We start from the raw sequence: 15,682 nt of genomic DNA, 5'->3' as shown, positions 1-15,682 counted from the left end.
TCAGCCCGGCAGCAGCGCGGCGAGCCCGTCGGCGATGCCGCCGCGCCAGCAGGCGTAGTCGTGGCCGCCGTTGAACTCCGTGAAGCGCACGTCGGCGCCGGCCGCGGCAAGACGCGCGGCCAGGTGGCGGTGCGCATCGCGCAGCACCCATTCCTGCCGTCCCACCTCGAGCCAGACGCGCAGGCCGGAGCGACCTGCCGCGCCGGCGAGTGCCGCGAGATCGCCCTGCCACGTCGAGGCCGACTGCGCGAGCGCCGCGCCCACGACGTCGGGGTGCTCGAGCGCCGTGCGCACGGCGGTGAAGCCGCCCAGGCTCTGGCCCGCCACGACCACCGCGCCGGGACCGGCCTCGGTGGCCCATCGCGCCCGCACCCACGGCACCAGATCGCCCGCGAGCCACGCCGCCGCCTCTCCCCCCGCGTCGAGCTCCCGCCAGCGCTGCTGCGTGCCGCCGGAGTCTACGAACACGAGCCGCGCGGGGCGCATGACGCCCGCGGCGACCATCGCGTCGACGGCGGCGGGCAGGATGCTGCGCCACACCTCCCCGTCGAGCACGAGCACGAGCGGCAGCAGCTCTCCGCCCGTGGCCGCCTCGTGGATCCACAGCCGCCTGCCGCCGGGGCTCTCCACCTCGCGCGGGGCGGATGCGGGGGAAGCGGCGAGCCACGGCTGCCGCGGCGCATCGGGCAGCTCGACGACCGACTGGTCGACGCCCGCGCGGTTGCGGCTCGTGACCGGGTTGCGCAGATCGCGCCGCCCCCGGTCGAGCGCGGCGCGCAGCGCCACCTGATCGTCGTCGGTGCGCCAGGGCGCACGCTCCCCCGCGCCGCGCACGAGGAACGAATACGAGGCGCGCCAGTCGGCATCCATCCGATACGCGAGATGCCATACGTCGGTGCCGGGGAGGCGCTCGAGCAGGCTCTCATCGATGTTCTTCTCGTCGGTGAGCCGGTTGGCGAACAGCAGCACCTCGGCGGCCTGCGCGTCGCGCCAGACGAACGTCACGATGCGCTCGCCCGGTGCGCCGGGCACGGGGTCGACCAGGGGTGTCGCGAGGGCGACCTCGCTCCAGAACCGTCGGGTCGCCGCATCCGCCCCCTCGGCCGCCACGTCGACCGCGAGCCGCGCGATCGCGGGGCTCGCGACCCGCGGCGCCGGCGCCGGGCGCGGGATCTTGGGCGGCGTGCGACCGGCCGCGGCGCTCACGACGCGCTCGCCTTCGGCACCACGAGCGGAGTGCCGGTCTCGGGGTCGGCGATGATGCGGCACGGCAGCCCGTAGACGTCTTCGATGAGCTCCGCCGTGACGACGTCGGCGACCGGCCCTTCGGCGACGACCGCGCCCTGCTTCATGACGATGAGATGGGTCGCGTAGCGGAAGGCGAGGTTGAGCTCGTGCAGCACGACCACGACGGTGAAGCCGTCGCGCTGCAGTCCGCGGGCGAGGTCGAGCACCTCGATCTGGTGGGCGATGTCGAGATAGGTGGTCGGCTCGTCGAGCAGCAGGATCGGGGTCTGCTGCGCGAGCGCCATCGCGATCCACACCCGCTGGCGCTGCCCGCCCGACAGCTCGTCGACCGATCGCTCGGCGAGCTCGGCGACGCCGGCGCGCTGCAGCGCCCGCTGCACGGCGGTCTCGTCATCTGCCGACCATTGCCGCAGCAGCCCCTGGTGCGGGTAACGGCCGCGCGCCACGAGGTCGGCCACCGCGATGCCGTCGGGGGCGATCGGCGACTGCGGCAGCATGCCGAGCCGGCGGGCGACCTCTTTTGCGGGGTACGAGCCGATCGGCGCGCCGTCGAGGTCGACGACGCCCTCGCGCACCGGCAGCATGCGGGCGAGCGCCCGCAGCAGCGTCGACTTGCCGCACGCGTTGGGGCCGACGATCACGGTGAGCTCGCCTGTCGGCACGGCGACGTCGAGACCCTCGGCGACGGGCTCGCCGCCGTAGCCGATCGTGACGCCGCGTGCCCTCACGCGGCTGTCGGATGCGATGCTCATGGCCGCCTTCTTCCTTCGCGGGCCAGCGCCCAGATCAGATACACGCCGCCGAGCGACCCGGTCACGACCCCGACCGGCAGCTGCGCGGGGGCGAACAGGCGCTGCGCGGCGAGGTCGCTCGCCAGCACCAGCACCGCCCCCATGAGTGCAGAGGTGACCAGGCCCGCGGCACTCGAGCCGGTGAGCCGGCGGGCCAGCTGCGGCGCCGCGAGCGCCACGAAGGCGATGGGCCCGGCCGCAGCGGTCGCGATCGACACGAGCGCGACGCCGACGACCACGAGGGCGAGCCGGGTGCGTTCGACGCGGATGCCGAGGCCTGCGGCGATGTCGTCGCCCATCGTCATGAGCTCCAGCGGTCGGCCCAGGGCGAAGGCCGCGACGGCGAACACGCCGACCCCGACCGCCGTGAGCGCGACCTCGTTCCAGGTCGTCGCGTTGAACGAGCCCGCCAGCCACTGCGCAGCCGACTGCGCCGCCGACAGGCTCGCGCGCACGACGAGCAGGCTGTTGACACCCTGCAGCACGGCGGCCACGCCGATGCCGACGAGCACGAGGCGAAAGCCCGCGAGCCCCTTGCGCCACGCCAGCAGATAGACGACCAGCGCCGTGCCGAAGCCGCCCATCGTCGCCCCGAGCGCGGTGGCGGCGGGGCCGGCGTCGAACAGCACGATCTGGATGAGCGCGCCGGTCGCCGCGCCGATCGTGAAGCCGATGACGTCGGGGCTGCCGAGCGGGTTCGCGGTGAGCTGCTGGAAGACGCCGCCCGATATCGCGAGCGCCGCACCGACGAGCACGGCCGCCACGACGCGGGGCAGTCGCTGGTCCTGCACGAAGTAGCGGGCCAGTTCGTCGTCTCCGACGCCGAACAGTGCGGCGAGAGTCTGGCCGACCGTCATCGGGTAGTCGCCCATCATGACGGCGGCGATCGCGATCGCGGCGATGGCCGCGATCAACGTGGCGCCGACGGCGAGCGCGCGCCCGTCGACGCGCACCGACCAGCGGCCGATGCGCACGGCGGCGCGGGGGGCGATCGCGGTCACAGCGCCTCGATCCGGCGGCGGCGCACGAGCGCGACGAACACGGGGCCTCCGAGCACGGCGGCGATGATGCCGACCGGCACCTCGGCGGGGTAGGCGACGACCCGGCCGACGATGTCGGCGGCCAGCAGCGCCGTGGGGGCAGCGATGGCGGTCACCGGCAGCACCCAGCGCTGGTCGGAGCCGCAGACGGCGCGGGCGAGATAGGGCACGGCGAGGCCGACGAACATGATCGGGCCGAGCGCCGCCGTCGCGGCCCCGGCCAGCAGCGCCACCGAGGCGACGACCGCGGTGCGCACGGCCCCGACCCGCACGCCCAGCGCGCGCCCCGCCTCATCGCCGAGTGCGAGGGCGTTCAGCGCCGGGGCGAGGCACAGGGCGATCACGGTGCCGACGACGATGAATCCCGTCACGGCCGCGAGCTCGGCGTAGCCGCGGCCCTCGGCCGATCCAGAGGCCCAGAACCGGAACTCGTTGAACGCCTCCTGGTTCGACAGGATCACGGCCTGCACGAGCGACGACACCGCCATGCTGATGGCGACCCCGGCAAGTGCCAGGCGCACCGGTGTCGGACCTGACCTGCCGGAAGAGCCCAGCACGTAGGCCGCGAGGGCGCCCGCGGCCGCGCCGGCGAAGGCGAACCACAGATACGACCAGATGCCCGAGACCCCGAGAAAGGCGACGGCGCCGACGACCGCGAGCGACGCGCCCGCGTTGATGCCGAGCACGCCGGGGTCGGCGAGCGGGTTGCGGGTGAGCGACTGCATGAGCGCTCCGGCGACCCCCAGGGCGACGCCGACGACGATGACGACGAGGGTGCGCGGCACACGCTGCCCCGTGACGACTGCCGCGGCCATCGATCCGTCGGGATGCGTCAGCACACGCCACACCTCTCCGATCGGGATCGGGTTCGATCCGATCGCGAGCGAGGCCGCCGCCAGCACCACGAGTGCCGCGGCGAAACCGGCGACGCCCCACAGTCGACGCGACCGCAGGCGTGCGGAGGTGGCGACCGCGGTCACGGCTGCGCGCGGCGCGGTCGCAGCAGCATCCACGCGACCGCCGCGGCACCGACCAGCAGCACGAGGCCGCCGACGATGCCCACCCACGGCACGCTCGAGGGCGTGTCGACGGATGCGGCGACCGCCGTCGGAGACGGCTGCGGCGTCTGCGACTCGACCGGCGTCGTGGTCGGCGTGGCCGATGCCGACGGCGTCGCGGTGGGGGTCGGGGTGGCGACGACGAGCACACCGCCCTGGGCAGTGGTCTGGGCGCTGCCCGAGCCCGATCCGGTCGCGCCGGATCCTGAGCCACCGCTCGATCCTGAGCTGCCCGACGAGCCCGACGACGAGCCGCCCGACGAGCCCGATCCTCCAGAGGATCCGGATGCCGCCACGACGGTGAAGTCGGTGCCTCCCGCGTGCGTGTAGCCGATGACGCCCTGATAGTCGCCGTCGGCGTCGTACTTCTCTTCACTGGCGAGGAAGCGCAGCCAGTGCGACCCCGTCGAGATGTCGCACGGCAGCGGGAACGAGCCTGTGACGGTGCCCGAGGCGGGAATGGCCTGCATGTGCCAGACACCCGAGCCCTGCACGCTGGTGTCGCCGTAGCCGATGCCGTCGTCGATCTTGACGTACACCGTCTCGCCGGCAGGGTAGCCGCTGAGGGTGAAGCTGATGGTCTCGCAGGGGGCGAGCGTGCGCGGCGAGACCGATGCCGACGTGCCAGGGGTGTCGCTGCCCGCGCCGTCTGGCGGGATCGCCCCTGCGGCGACCGGCGCGGCGACGAGGAGCCCCGCGACCGCGACCGCGACCGCCGTGCGGGCGACGCGCCTCACTGCTCGGCTCCCGCCCTCGCGCGGCGCGATCTCACGACCAGCACGACGGCGACGAGCACGCCGGCCAGCAGCGCGCCGCCGCCGAGCAGCCACCAGTCGGCGCTCGACAGGCCGCCCGTCGCAGTCAGGGCTGCGGGGGCCTCGGCACCGGCGTCGGTCGAGACGTCGGCCGCGGCATGCTCGGTCGTGGCAGCGGGCTGCTCTTCGAGCACGCCGTCGACGGTGACCCCGGCCCAGCCGAGCAGCTGCTCGTCGGCCGCCACGATCGCGATCTTGTGATCGCCGGCCTCGAGGGCCGCGACGTCGACGCGCACCGCGCGCTCGGCGTCGACCTGGATCCAGCCCACCGGCGTCGGCTCGGAGTACGCGAAGACGAACACCCACTCGCCCGGCTGCGCGGCCGGCACCACGAGGGTCGCGACGCTGCCGTCGAGGCTGAGCGTCACTCCGCCGGCGTTGCCCGCGACCAGACCCGCACTCGTCGAGAAGGGCGCAGCGGGCACCGAGGTCGGGGCGGTCTGCTGAGTGCGCTGCGTCGAGAGCGTGTAGAACGGACGACTCGTCGTCGTGGGCGTGGCGCCGTCGCCCTCGTCGGCGGCGGCGGTGCCGTCGGTCGGCGCGGGCGTCGGCGTCGGATTCGGAGCGGATGCTGTAGGCACCGTCACCGATGCCCAGCCGATCAGCGCGCCCGAGTCGGCCTGCTGCCCGCTCTGCACCGCGATCGCGATCGTTCCGGTGGGGAGCGTCACACCTGCCAGGGGCGCCGACGCGGTGCCGGTCGCGTCGGTGCGGAACCACGTGTCGAGCCACGGGTAGCGCGGCGATCCGTCGGTGGCGAAGGGGGTGAGGAACACCCAGTCGCCCTCGTGCGCCCCCGGCACGGTGACCTCGAGCGCCGTCGAGGTGAGCCGTGCCGTGACGCCCGCGCGGTTGGCCGAGGTGAGCGTCGCCCGATCGATCGGGTCGGGCGCGCCGTTCGGGGCGTAGGCGCCCACCGTGAACGCCGCCGAGGCGAGCGTGCGCACGGTGTCGCCGGCCTTCAGCGAGCCGCTGAGCAGTCGCAGCGTGTGCGAGCCCTGCGTGAACGCGGGGCTCGAGCCGTTCGCACCCGCCGTGGTGCCGTCGGGCAGGGCGATGTCGACGCTGAAGGTGCCGTCGTCGTCGTCGGCCTCGATGACGGCCCAGATGGTCTTGTTGCTGTGCACGTCGGTGGAGAGGCGGCTGTAGGCGCCCTCGTCGATCTTGACGCCGATCACCGAGCCGCCGCCCGCCGTCGCCGGGTGGCACCAGCCGGTGCCGCTGACGTGCAGCACGCCGCCGAGCGACACGGTCGCGTTCTCGATCGTCACGGTCGGGGCGGAGCTCGTCGCGACGCACGTGGGCAGCTCGCCGTCATCGGGATCCTGGTAGGCGACGCCGCCGACCGTCAGCGGCGAGCTGACCACCGAGCGCTGCACGTCGCCGCTGTCGAAGCGACCCGACTGCAGCTGCACCGTGAGGTACTGCCCGGCGGTGAGCCCCGCCGGCGCGTCGATCGTGATGTCGAACGAGCCGTCCGCTGCCAGCACGTACACGTTGGCGTGGTCATCGGGGTCGCTCGGGGCCAGCAGCGCCCAGATCGTGTCGTCGCCGGAGGCGGACGGATGCTGCACGATTCCGGCCCCGCTGCGCGTGTACTGCACGCCGGGCGCCGAGTTGAGCTTGACGGCCACGGTGGAGCCGCCCGCGGCGCTCTTCCAGCCGACGCCGCTGATGCGCAGGGTGCCGCCGGTGCCGGCGGCGACCTCGCTCTGCACCCACGCCGTCGCGGTGCCCGCTGTGATGGTCGTGTGCGCCCACGCGGGCTCGCCGACGCCCGTCGTGGCGCTGGGTTCGGGCGAGGGGGCCGAGGTGGCGGTCGGCGTGGGCGAAGCGGTCGGCTCGGGGTCGGGCGTCGCCGCGGTGATCGTGAACGATGCCGGCTGGGGCGCCGTCGTGCGGGCGCGGTCGGTGCCGGCCGGGGTCTGCAGCGAGCCGCTCAGCAGCGTGATGCTGTGCGTCTGGCCGGCCTTCCACTGCTGGTTCGAGTTGGCCAGCGTCAGATAGGGGATGCGCAGCTGCCAGTCTCCCGCGGCATCGGCCTGCGCGATGCCGAACACCGTCTTGTTGGCGAACACCGTGTCGGTGAACGGGTTGATCACCTGAAGGGTCGTGGTGGCGGAGGCGCCGTCGTCGAACTTGAGCGCGACGGTCGAGCCGCCGGTGCCCGCGGTGTTCAGCCATCCCGAGCCCGAGATCACGAGGTCTTCGCCCTCGACGAGGGTCGACGGCACCCACCAGCGCACCGACGAGTCGGAGGCGAGCGTGTACTGCGTTCCGGTGTGGGCGACGGCCGCGCCGGCCGCGGCTGCGGTGCCGCCGATCGAGACGGCGGCCAGCAGCACGGCTGACAGCCCCGCGACCATCGAGCGCAGGGCGCCGCGGGCGGTGATGCGATCTCGCATGCGGAGTGCTCCGTTCTGAGCGTTCACGACAGCGCCGCCACGACGTCGTCGATGATGCGGTTCATCAGCAGGGGGCCGCCCGTCGAGGTCCACGCCGAGCCGTCGACGAGGATGATCGCGTCGTCGCGGTAGGCCTGGAGGTCGGTGAAGCCGGGCACGGTCTCGGCCTCGGCGAGGGCGGCGGCGGCATCCTCGATCCCCGCCGATCCCCCCGCGGCCCGGTTGTCGACGCTCGAGCCGCCGAGCGTGCCGAAGAAGATGTGGTCGGCATCGATCGTCTCGAGGTTCTCGAGCGAGACGGGCTCGGAGTGTCCGCGGCCGGTGCGATCCTGGTCGGCGGGGCGCTGCAGCCCGAGGTCGACGAGGGCCTGCCCGGGCGGCAGCTCCTTGAGGATGACCGAGGCCGAGGTGCCCTGCCAGCGCACGATCGAGAACGTGTCGTCGGCGTAGCCGGTGAGTGCGGCGGCCGCGTCGGCGACGTGGGCTTCGTAGTCGGCGACGACCTGCGCGCCCTCGTCGGCGAGGTTCAGCGCGTCGGCCACCAGCAGGAAGTTGTCGCGCCAGGGTCCTCCGGCGTAGCCGGTGTAGACGACGGGGGCGATATGACGCAGCGCCTCGATGACGGGAGGGTTGTTGTTGATGCTCGTGCCGTCCACGAGGATCAGGTCGGGGTCGACCGCGCCGATCGCCTCGTAGTTGGGCTGGGCGACGCCCCCGAGGATCGGGATGTCGCCGGCGAGGTCGGCGAGGTAGTTCGGCACCGTCGACTGCCCGCGGCCGCTGACGGTGCCGATGGGCTCGATCCCCAGGGCGAGCGCGGCATCGAGCGTCGGCTCGCTGAGGGTCACGACCCGCTGCGGGTCGACGGGCACCTCGACGACGGTGCCTTCGACGTCGGTGATCTGTCGGGTCTGTCCGGCGGATGCCGTCGGCTCCGCCGCGGCACCCGCACACCCCGTCAGCAGCAGGGCCGCCGCGACCAGTGCCGCGAGGGCGTTGCGGCGCGCGTTCCAGCTCATGTCACTTCTTCTGGGGAGGAGGGTCGAGAGTCGTCGCGCGACTCATCTGATGTAGATAAGGCTAGGCATACCTGAGCGCCGGGTCAAATGTCGACCGACGCCGACGGGCGGTGCACCCGCGTCCGTGTGCACCGCCCGCCTTCTTCGCAGAAGCTAGCGCTTCGCGACCTTCGAAGTGGACTTCGAGGTCTTGGTCACCGTGGTGTAGCCCGACTTCGTGCCGGTCACCTTGACGGTGATCTTGTCGCCGACGAGCGAGTTCGTGAGCGTGAGAGACTTGCCCGTCTTGCCCTTGATCTTCTTGCCGTCGGCGTACCACTGGTAGCTCAGCTTCGTGCCCGAGGTCCACGTGCCGGCGGAGACCGTGAGCTTCTTGCCCGCCTTGGCGGTGCCCTTGATCTTCGGGGTCGCCGTGGCCAGCGTGCCCTTGGCGACCTTGGCGGTGGCCGCCGAGGTCTTGGTCACCGTCGTGTAGCCGGACTTCTTGCCGGTCACCTTGACGGTGATCTTCTTGCCCACCAGCGAGGACGACGGAACCAGCGTCTTGGCCGTCTTGCCCGAGATCGCCTTGCCGTCTGCGTACCAGGCGTAGCTCAGCGACGTGCCCGAGGTCCAGGTGCCCGCCGCGGCGGTCAGCGTCTTGCCGACCTTCGCGGTGCCCGAGATCTTCGGGGTCGCCGACGCGAGCGTGCCGGCTGCCACCTTGGCCGTGGCTGCCGAGGTCTTGCTGACGGTGACGTGACCCTCGAGCGAGCCGGTGACGGTCACCGAGAGCGCCTTGCCGGCATCCGCCGCCGTCGCCGTGTAGGTCGACGCCGTCGCGCCGCTGATCGCGACGCCGTCACGGTTCCACTGGTAGGCGAGCGTCGCGCCCTCCGACCAGTCGCCGGCCGAAGCGGTGAGCTTCGATCCGACCTTCGCAGAGCCGGTGATCGTCGGCGTGCTGGAGGCGACGTCGGGGTTGACGGTGACCTTCCACACCTTGTTGCCGGTGTTCTTGTCGACGACGTAGGCGGTGCCCGCCCCGTCGGTCGTGACGTGGTTCGCACGCACGATCGGCAGGTTGGCGACCTTGGTGCCGTCGAGGTCGAGCACCGTGACGGTGCCGCCGCTCAGGTTGGTGACGTAGACGAGGTCGTTGACGTCGTCGATCTCGACGTTGAGCGCGCCGGTGCCGGTGGGCACCTCCTTCAGCGTCTCGCCGGTGGTCGCGTCGGCGATCACGAGCTCGTCGCCGTTCTGGCTGGCGATGTAGAGGCGGTCGCTGTCGGCGTCGTAGTCGATGCCCGAGGCGCCGCGCCCGCCTACGTTGATGCCGCTGATCTCGAGGAAGGTCACCTCGAGCGTGGTCGTGTCGATCTTGGCGACCTTGTTGCTCGACAGGCTCGGCGAATAGAGCACGCCGTCGACGATCTCCACCGACACCGGGCTGAACTCGGTGCGCGCACCGGTCGGGATGTCCTGGATCTTCTCGAAGGTCTCGCCGTCGAACACGCTGATGTAGCCGTTGCCGGTCGTGCCCTCGCTGGCCGAGCTCACGAACACCCGGTCGCTGATCGGGTCGTAGGCGAGGTCACGCGAGTGCGAGATCGTGCCCGACGGGAACTGCTTGAGCAGCGTGAGGTCGTCGGCGTCATAGACGGCGAGCGAGTTGGTGCGCGTGTTGCTGACCCACACGGTGCCGTTGACGTCGTCGACGCCCACACCGTAGGGAGCCTGGCCGGCGACGCTGTTCGAGTCGGTCACTTCCTTCGGGTGCACGCTCGCGAGCACCTCGAGGGTGTCGGGGTCGAGCTTGTAGAGGTAGCCGTCTTCGGCCGTGCCGGTGCCCGAGGCCGCAGCGGCGTACAGGGCATCCTGCTCGGCGCTGTAGGCCGACTGGTACAGCCCCTGGAAGATGCCGGTGCCGTTGGAGGTCAGCGTGAACGCGTCGTCGCCGAAGATCGTCGCGTCGGGCGAGATCTTCTGGCCGGCCAGCGTGAAGGTCGCGGCGGGGTTCGCCAGGGTCACGGTGACCGGGTAGGTGCCGAGGGTGGTGTCGGCCGGGATCGAGTACGACGCCGTTGCCACGCCGTCGGTCTCGGTGGCCGGGAGCCCCGAGAAGGTGATGCCCGGCGCGCCGTCGAACGAGACGCCTGCGACCGACGAGCCTGACGGCAGGTTCGACAGGGTCAGCGTGCCGGTGGAGGCCTGGGTGAGCGACGAGTAGGAGGCCGTTGGCAGCACCGTGACGGTGCGGGTCTTGGTGCCCGTCGTCGCGCCGGTGATCGCCACCTCGTGCACGCCGGCACGCAGGGCGCCGGGTGCGTACGAGATGGTCGTCGACGTCAGGGCGCCGGTCGCCGAAGCCGTTCCACCCGTGGTCCACGCCGTGTCGACGCCGTCCACCTTCGCGGTGAGCGCCTCGTTCGCCGCGAACGTGCCGGCCGCGCCGGCGAAGGTGAGCACGACGGTGCCGGCTGCGGCGCCGCGGCCGCCCGCGCCCGAGGTGACGGCGAGCGTGTCGCCGGTGACGGTGAAGGTCACATAGACAGAGCGCGGCACGTCGCCGCCCGCCTTCATCGAGCCGGTCAGCAGCTGCAGGTGGTGGGTCGTGCCGACCGCCCACGCCGTCGCCAGCGCGGGGCTCGTGTTCGTGGCGGTCGGGAACGGGATGTCGACCGAGAAGTCGCCGTCATCGTCTGCGACGATGCCGCTCCAGATCGCGGCGGTGCCCGAGCCTGCGCCAGGGAAGACGAACTTGCCTGCGGCAGGCTCGGTGGTCAGCACGTCGGCTTCGACACCGCCGGCGGCGCCGAGCTTGACGGCGATCCACGAGCCGTCGGCGTCGCTGTCGTCGGTGCCGTCGGTCCAGCCGGATCCTTCGAGGCGGATGCTGTCGCCCACGATCACGGCGTCGGCGACGCCGACGGTGGCACCGGTCGCGCCTCCGTTGAGCCACGTGCCGGTGTCGGCGGAGGCGGGGACGGCCGTGAGGGCGGTGAGCCCGACGGCGCAGGTGACGGCGATCGCTGTGATGCGACCTCTCCGTCTGAGGGTGGTGTTCATGGGACTCCCAAGAGAACGTCGGATGGAGAATGAAGGTAAGCCTTACTTCAAACAGATGAATAATAGGAAGGCCTGCCTAACTTCGTCAAACCGCGGCGTCACACACGCGTCATCGCGGGCGGCGCGGGCGCACAGCATCCGCGTCGAATACGCTCCTGACATGGCGACTGCGCTCGTGATCATCGACATCCAGAACGACTACTTCCCCGGGGGCGCCCACCCCCTGGTCGGCCCGGTCGCGGCGGCCGAGCGGGCGCGTGAGCTGCTCGAGGCGTTCCGCGCGGCGGGGCAGCCGATCGTGCACGTCCAGCACGTGTGGGATGCGCCGGATGCCCCCTTCATGCGGCCGGGGACGGCCGGGGTCGAGATCCATCCGCTCGTCGCGCCGCGCGGCGACGAGCCGGTCATCACGAAGGACGACCCGAACGCGTTCGTGAGCACGGGACTCGACGCGCAGCTCGAGCAGTTCGATGCCGACGCGCTCGTGGTCTGCGGGATGATGTCGAGCATGTGCGTCGATTCGACGGTGCGCTCGGCCGTGGAGCACGGCTACACCGTCACGGTCGCGCACGACGCGTGCGCGGCGCCCGATCTGGAGTTCGGCGGCGAGGTGATCCCCGGCGCCACGGTGCACGCCGCGTTCATGGCGGGCCTGGCCGACGGCTACGCCGAGGTGGTGCCGGCCGCCCAGGCGATCGCCGCTCTCTGACCCGGCTCACCCCGTTTCGTCTCGGGCGCCCTGCGGGCGTCCTCGCTCAACGCCCGGACCCCACAGCCCGGGCGTTGAGCGAGCGCAGCGAGACGAAACGACCCACCCCGGGCGTTGAGCGAGCGCAGCGAGACGAAACGCGGGTGTGCCGCTACGCGCCCGGCCCCCGTTGCGCAAGCCCCTTCACCGGCCGGCGCCCGAGTGGTTGCGTCGGTGTCATGCCTGAGATCCCCCAGCCCACCGACGGCACCTCGATCAAGACTGCACCCTCGGCCGAGGCCGAGCTCGGCTCGACCACCGACACCGGCGCGCCCGCCCCCAGCGATCGCAACTCGCTCACGCTCGGCCCGGACGGGCCGATCCTGCTGCACGACGTGCACTTCCTCAATCAGATGGCGCACTTCAACCGCGAGCGCGTGCCCGAGCGGAATGTGCATGCGAAGGGATCCGGCGCATTCGGATTCTTCGAGACGACCGAAGACGTCAGCGCCTACACGAAGGCGGGGCTCTTCCAGCCGGGGCGCGCACCGAGATGCTCGCCCGCTTCTCGACCGTCGCCGGCGAGCAGGGCTCGCCCGATACGTGGCGAGACCCTCGGGGCTTCGCCTTGAAGTTCTACACCGAGGAGGGAAATTATGACCTCGTCGGCAACAACACCCCGGTCTTCTTCATCCGCGACACGATGAAGTTCCCGCATTTCATCCGCTCGCAGAAGCGCCGCGGCGGCAGCGGCCTGCGCGACAACCACATGCAGTGGGACTTCTGGTCGCTCAACCCCGAGTCGGCGCACCAGGTGACGTATCTGATGGGCGATCGCGGCATCCCGAAGTCGTATCGGCATATGAACGGCTACGGCTCGCACACCTATATGTGGGTGAACGCGGCGGGTGACAAGCACTGGGTGAAGTACCACTTCCACAGCGATCAGGGCGTGGAGGGCCTGACCGACCACGACGCGACCCGCATCGCGGGAGAGGATGCCGACTTCCACCGTCGCGACCTGTACGAGGCGATCGAGCGCGGCGAATTCCCCTCATGGACGCTGTCGGTGCAGGTGATGCCCTACGAGGAGGGCAAGACCTACCGGCTCAACCCCTTCGATCTCACCAAGGTGTGGCCGCACGGAGACTATCCGCTGATCGAGGTGGGCCGCATGACGCTCGATCGCAACCCCGAGAACTTCTTCGCCCAGATCGAGCAGGCCGCCTTCGAGCCGTCGGCGCTCGTGCCGGGCATCGGGTTCTCGCCCGACAAGATGCTGCTGGGCCGCGCGTTCGCCTACGCCGACACGCACCGGCACCGCATCGGAGCGAACTACCTGCAGCTGCCGGTGAACCGCCCGCACGTCGAGGTGAACACCTACACGAAAGACGGGCCGATGGCCTACGACCACACCGGCGACGCCCCGGTGTATGCGCCGAACTCCGAGGGCCGCGGCTATGCCGACCACGTGGGCGAAGTCGAGCCGGGGTGGGAGGCCGACGGCGCCATGGTGCGCCAGGCTTACACGCTGCGCCCCGACGACGACGACTTCTCGCAGCCCGGCGCCCTGGTGCGAGAGGTGTGGGACGACCAGCAGCGCGCGGCGTTCGTCAAGACCGTCGCGGGGCACTTGCTGGGCGGCGTGAAGGGCGATGTGCTCGAGCGCGCGTTCCTGTACTGGAAGGCGGTGGATGCTGACACCGGCGCCCAGATCGAGAAGCTCGTGCGCGCCGGAGCCGACCTCGGCGGCCCGGGCGGCCAGCCCGACGCCGCGCGCGACGACGCGTCGGAGCCGATCGTGGAGACGGACACGAACGCGGGGTGAGGGCGGGAGACCGACTCCCCCTCGTTCACTCCACCGCGACGACGGTGTCGTACAGGCCGTAGCGGCGCAGCCCCTGGTGCGACTCGATGCCGGTGTACGACAGCGACGCGTCTTCGTAGCGGCGGAAGGCGAAGACGGCTTGATTCATGTGCCCCGCGTTGAAGACGCCGAGCGAGACCAGCAGGTCGAAGTCGGCGACCGTGAGACCGGTGACGGCCTTGAACAGGTCGGGCTCGATCTTGGTGATGACGTCGTAGAGGGTGTTCTCGCGGTAGTCGGTGAGGTACATGAACGCCGGGATGCGCGTGGCGAACTTGATGAGCTTCTCTTGGATCTGCTTGCGCTTGGACTTGTACTCCTTCTCCTCCGCCGTGAGCTGCTTCTTGTCGGCCGGGGTGAGCTCGTCGCCCTTCTCCTTCTTGGTCTTCGACACCGCCTCGCTCTTGTTGACGACCGTCTCGAAGACGCTCGAGCCGAGCGCGCGGAACCCCTCGATGTTCATGACGGCGGCCATCGCGGCCTCGGAGGCCATGATCTTCTTCAGCGTCGTGTTGTCGACGTTGACGAGGATCGCCGACTCCCACTTGCGGGCGAGCAGGGTCGCCGAGGTGCCGGCCATCGCGATGTCGAGGATCTGGCCCGCATCGATCTGGGTCATGTGCGAGCCGTCGTAGGCGAGAACGGGCAGGAAGCCGACGAGGTCTTCGACGGCCTTCTCGGGGTTGCGCTCCTTGGGGGCGAGGCCCACGCCGTACTCGCTGATCTGGCGCAGCGCCCGCGTGGGCGCGAAGTCGAAGACGAAGCACACCGGCTTGAGGATCTCTTCGCGCGACGGATCGTCGCCCTCGGGGTTTCGGATCGTCCACGGCGACTGCACGCGGAAGGCGGCCTGGAAGTAGGTCTCTGGCGCCTGGAGGTTGCGCAGCATCAGGATCGACGACCACGCCGGCACCGTGACGCCGGTCGTGAGCTTGCCGACGGTGAGCGTGATCGTCTTGGTGTCGTGGCCGTTGCCGATCGCCTCGCGCACCGGCGGAAGCGCATCGAGGCCGACACCGATGCCGGGCGCCGACACGTTGACGACGGTGTAGTCGTGCCAGAACGCGTTCTGCGGCTCGGCGAGCAGACTCGCCATGGCCGCACACGAGGCGGTGCGCGGCAGCATCCAGATCGAATGCTGCAGATAGGGCAGGAGCCGCACGTCGGAATAGGGGAAGGGCGGCCGCGTGCCGGTCTTCATCGCATCGATCTGCGTGGGCAGATACGAGCCGCGGATGATGTCGAGCCACTTCTGCACGTCGCCCTTGTGCACGAACTCGAATTCACCCCCGGGCGTTGAGCGAGCGGAGCGAGACGAAACGGGGCGCGCCTCGAAGAACGCGTTGAGGTCGAACTCGTCGAACTCGCCCTCCCCGGCGATCGCGATGAGCTCGTCGGGCATCTGGTAGGTGAGCAGACGCATCTCGGGGAGTGCCGCATACGGGTTCGGAGACGACGGATGCTGCGCCGCGAACGCGGCCTTCGCACGCTGCTCATCGGTGTAGGTCCAGTTGAAGATCTGCTCTTCGATGAACCGGCCGTCTTTGAGCACCTTGAAGGGGGTGCCCGAGAGGTAGAGGTAGGAGCGCGCCTTGATCGGCACGAACGCGTCCTCTGACAGACCCGTCTCTTCGAGGTTCTCGGCGAAGGTCTCGAGGTCTCTGCTGACTCGTCTTCTGTCGCCTTCTTCTTGGCCCGGTCGT

At 71.0% G+C, this 15,682-nt stretch carries 10 protein-coding genes and 1 pseudogene; 2 read left to right on the top strand and 9 right to left on the bottom strand.

The features are described 5' to 3' along the window. The 8 genes from OAW74_RS11125 to OAW74_RS11090 form a co-directional block, all read right to left on the bottom strand. Positions 1 to 1,206: an enterochelin esterase domain-containing protein gene (locus tag OAW74_RS11125; protein ID WP_262874430.1), complete on the bottom strand. Its 1,206-nt coding sequence runs from the start codon at positions 1,204 to 1,206 to the stop codon at positions 1 to 3. Next, entirely contained in the window at positions 1,203 to 2,000 is a 798-nt protein-coding gene (locus tag OAW74_RS11120; protein WP_262874429.1) for an ABC transporter ATP-binding protein, read from the bottom strand. Before OAW74_RS11120 ends, OAW74_RS11125 begins: the two co-directional genes overlap by 4 nt. After that, entirely contained in the window at positions 1,997 to 3,040 is a 1,044-nt protein-coding gene (locus OAW74_RS11115) for a FecCD family ABC transporter permease (RefSeq protein WP_262874428.1), read from the bottom strand. Before OAW74_RS11115 ends, OAW74_RS11120 begins: the two co-directional genes overlap by 4 nt. Beyond that, positions 3,037 to 4,092 (bottom strand): FecCD family ABC transporter permease, encoded by a 1,056-nt coding sequence (locus tag OAW74_RS11110; RefSeq protein WP_262874427.1) that lies wholly within the window; start codon positions 4,090 to 4,092, stop codon positions 3,037 to 3,039. The genes OAW74_RS11115 and OAW74_RS11110 overlap by 4 nt, the downstream gene beginning before the upstream one ends. Next, positions 4,056 to 4,874 carry a hypothetical protein gene (locus OAW74_RS11105; protein WP_262874426.1) on the bottom strand — a complete coding sequence of 273 codons (819 nt, stop codon included), beginning with the start codon at positions 4,872 to 4,874 and terminating at the stop codon, positions 4,056 to 4,058. The genes OAW74_RS11110 and OAW74_RS11105 overlap by 37 nt, the downstream gene beginning before the upstream one ends. Further along, positions 4,871 to 7,357, bottom strand: coding sequence for a hypothetical protein (locus tag OAW74_RS11100; RefSeq protein ID WP_262874425.1), 2,487 nt, complete (start codon positions 7,355 to 7,357; stop codon positions 4,871 to 4,873). Before OAW74_RS11100 ends, OAW74_RS11105 begins: the two co-directional genes overlap by 4 nt. 23 nt (positions 7,358 to 7,380) lie before the next feature. Then, on the bottom strand, positions 7,381 to 8,376 hold the full coding sequence (locus OAW74_RS11095) for an ABC transporter substrate-binding protein (RefSeq protein WP_262874424.1): 996 nt from the start codon (positions 8,374 to 8,376) through the stop codon (positions 7,381 to 7,383). A 153-nt stretch (positions 8,377 to 8,529) separates the two neighbouring features. After that, positions 8,530 to 11,424: a YncE family protein gene (locus OAW74_RS11090; RefSeq protein WP_262874423.1), complete on the bottom strand. Its 2,895-nt coding sequence runs from the start codon at positions 11,422 to 11,424 to the stop codon at positions 8,530 to 8,532. A gap of 160 nt (positions 11,425 to 11,584) precedes the next feature. On the opposite strand from OAW74_RS11090, the gene OAW74_RS11085 reads away from it, so the two are divergent. Both OAW74_RS11085 and OAW74_RS11080 read left to right on the top strand, forming a co-directional pair. Beyond that, positions 11,585 to 12,133 (top strand): cysteine hydrolase family protein, encoded by a 549-nt coding sequence (locus OAW74_RS11085; protein ID WP_262874422.1) that lies wholly within the window; start codon positions 11,585 to 11,587, stop codon positions 12,131 to 12,133. 218 nt (positions 12,134 to 12,351) lie between these two features. Next, positions 12,352 to 13,940: pseudogene (locus OAW74_RS11080) on the top strand (catalase). A 25-nt stretch (positions 13,941 to 13,965) separates the two neighbouring features. Here the strand turns inward: OAW74_RS11080 and OAW74_RS11075 are convergent. Next, on the bottom strand, positions 13,966 to 15,582 hold the full coding sequence (locus OAW74_RS11075; RefSeq protein WP_262874421.1) for a hypothetical protein: 1,617 nt from the start codon (positions 15,580 to 15,582) through the stop codon (positions 13,966 to 13,968). Positions 15,583 to 15,682 lie beyond the last annotated feature (100 nt).

The organism is Microbacterium fluvii, from assembly GCF_025515205.1.
In the GTDB taxonomy this organism is placed as follows: domain Bacteria; phylum Actinomycetota; class Actinomycetes; order Actinomycetales; family Microbacteriaceae; genus Microbacterium; species Microbacterium fluvii.
This window is presented reverse-complemented; position numbering and strand designations above follow the sequence as displayed.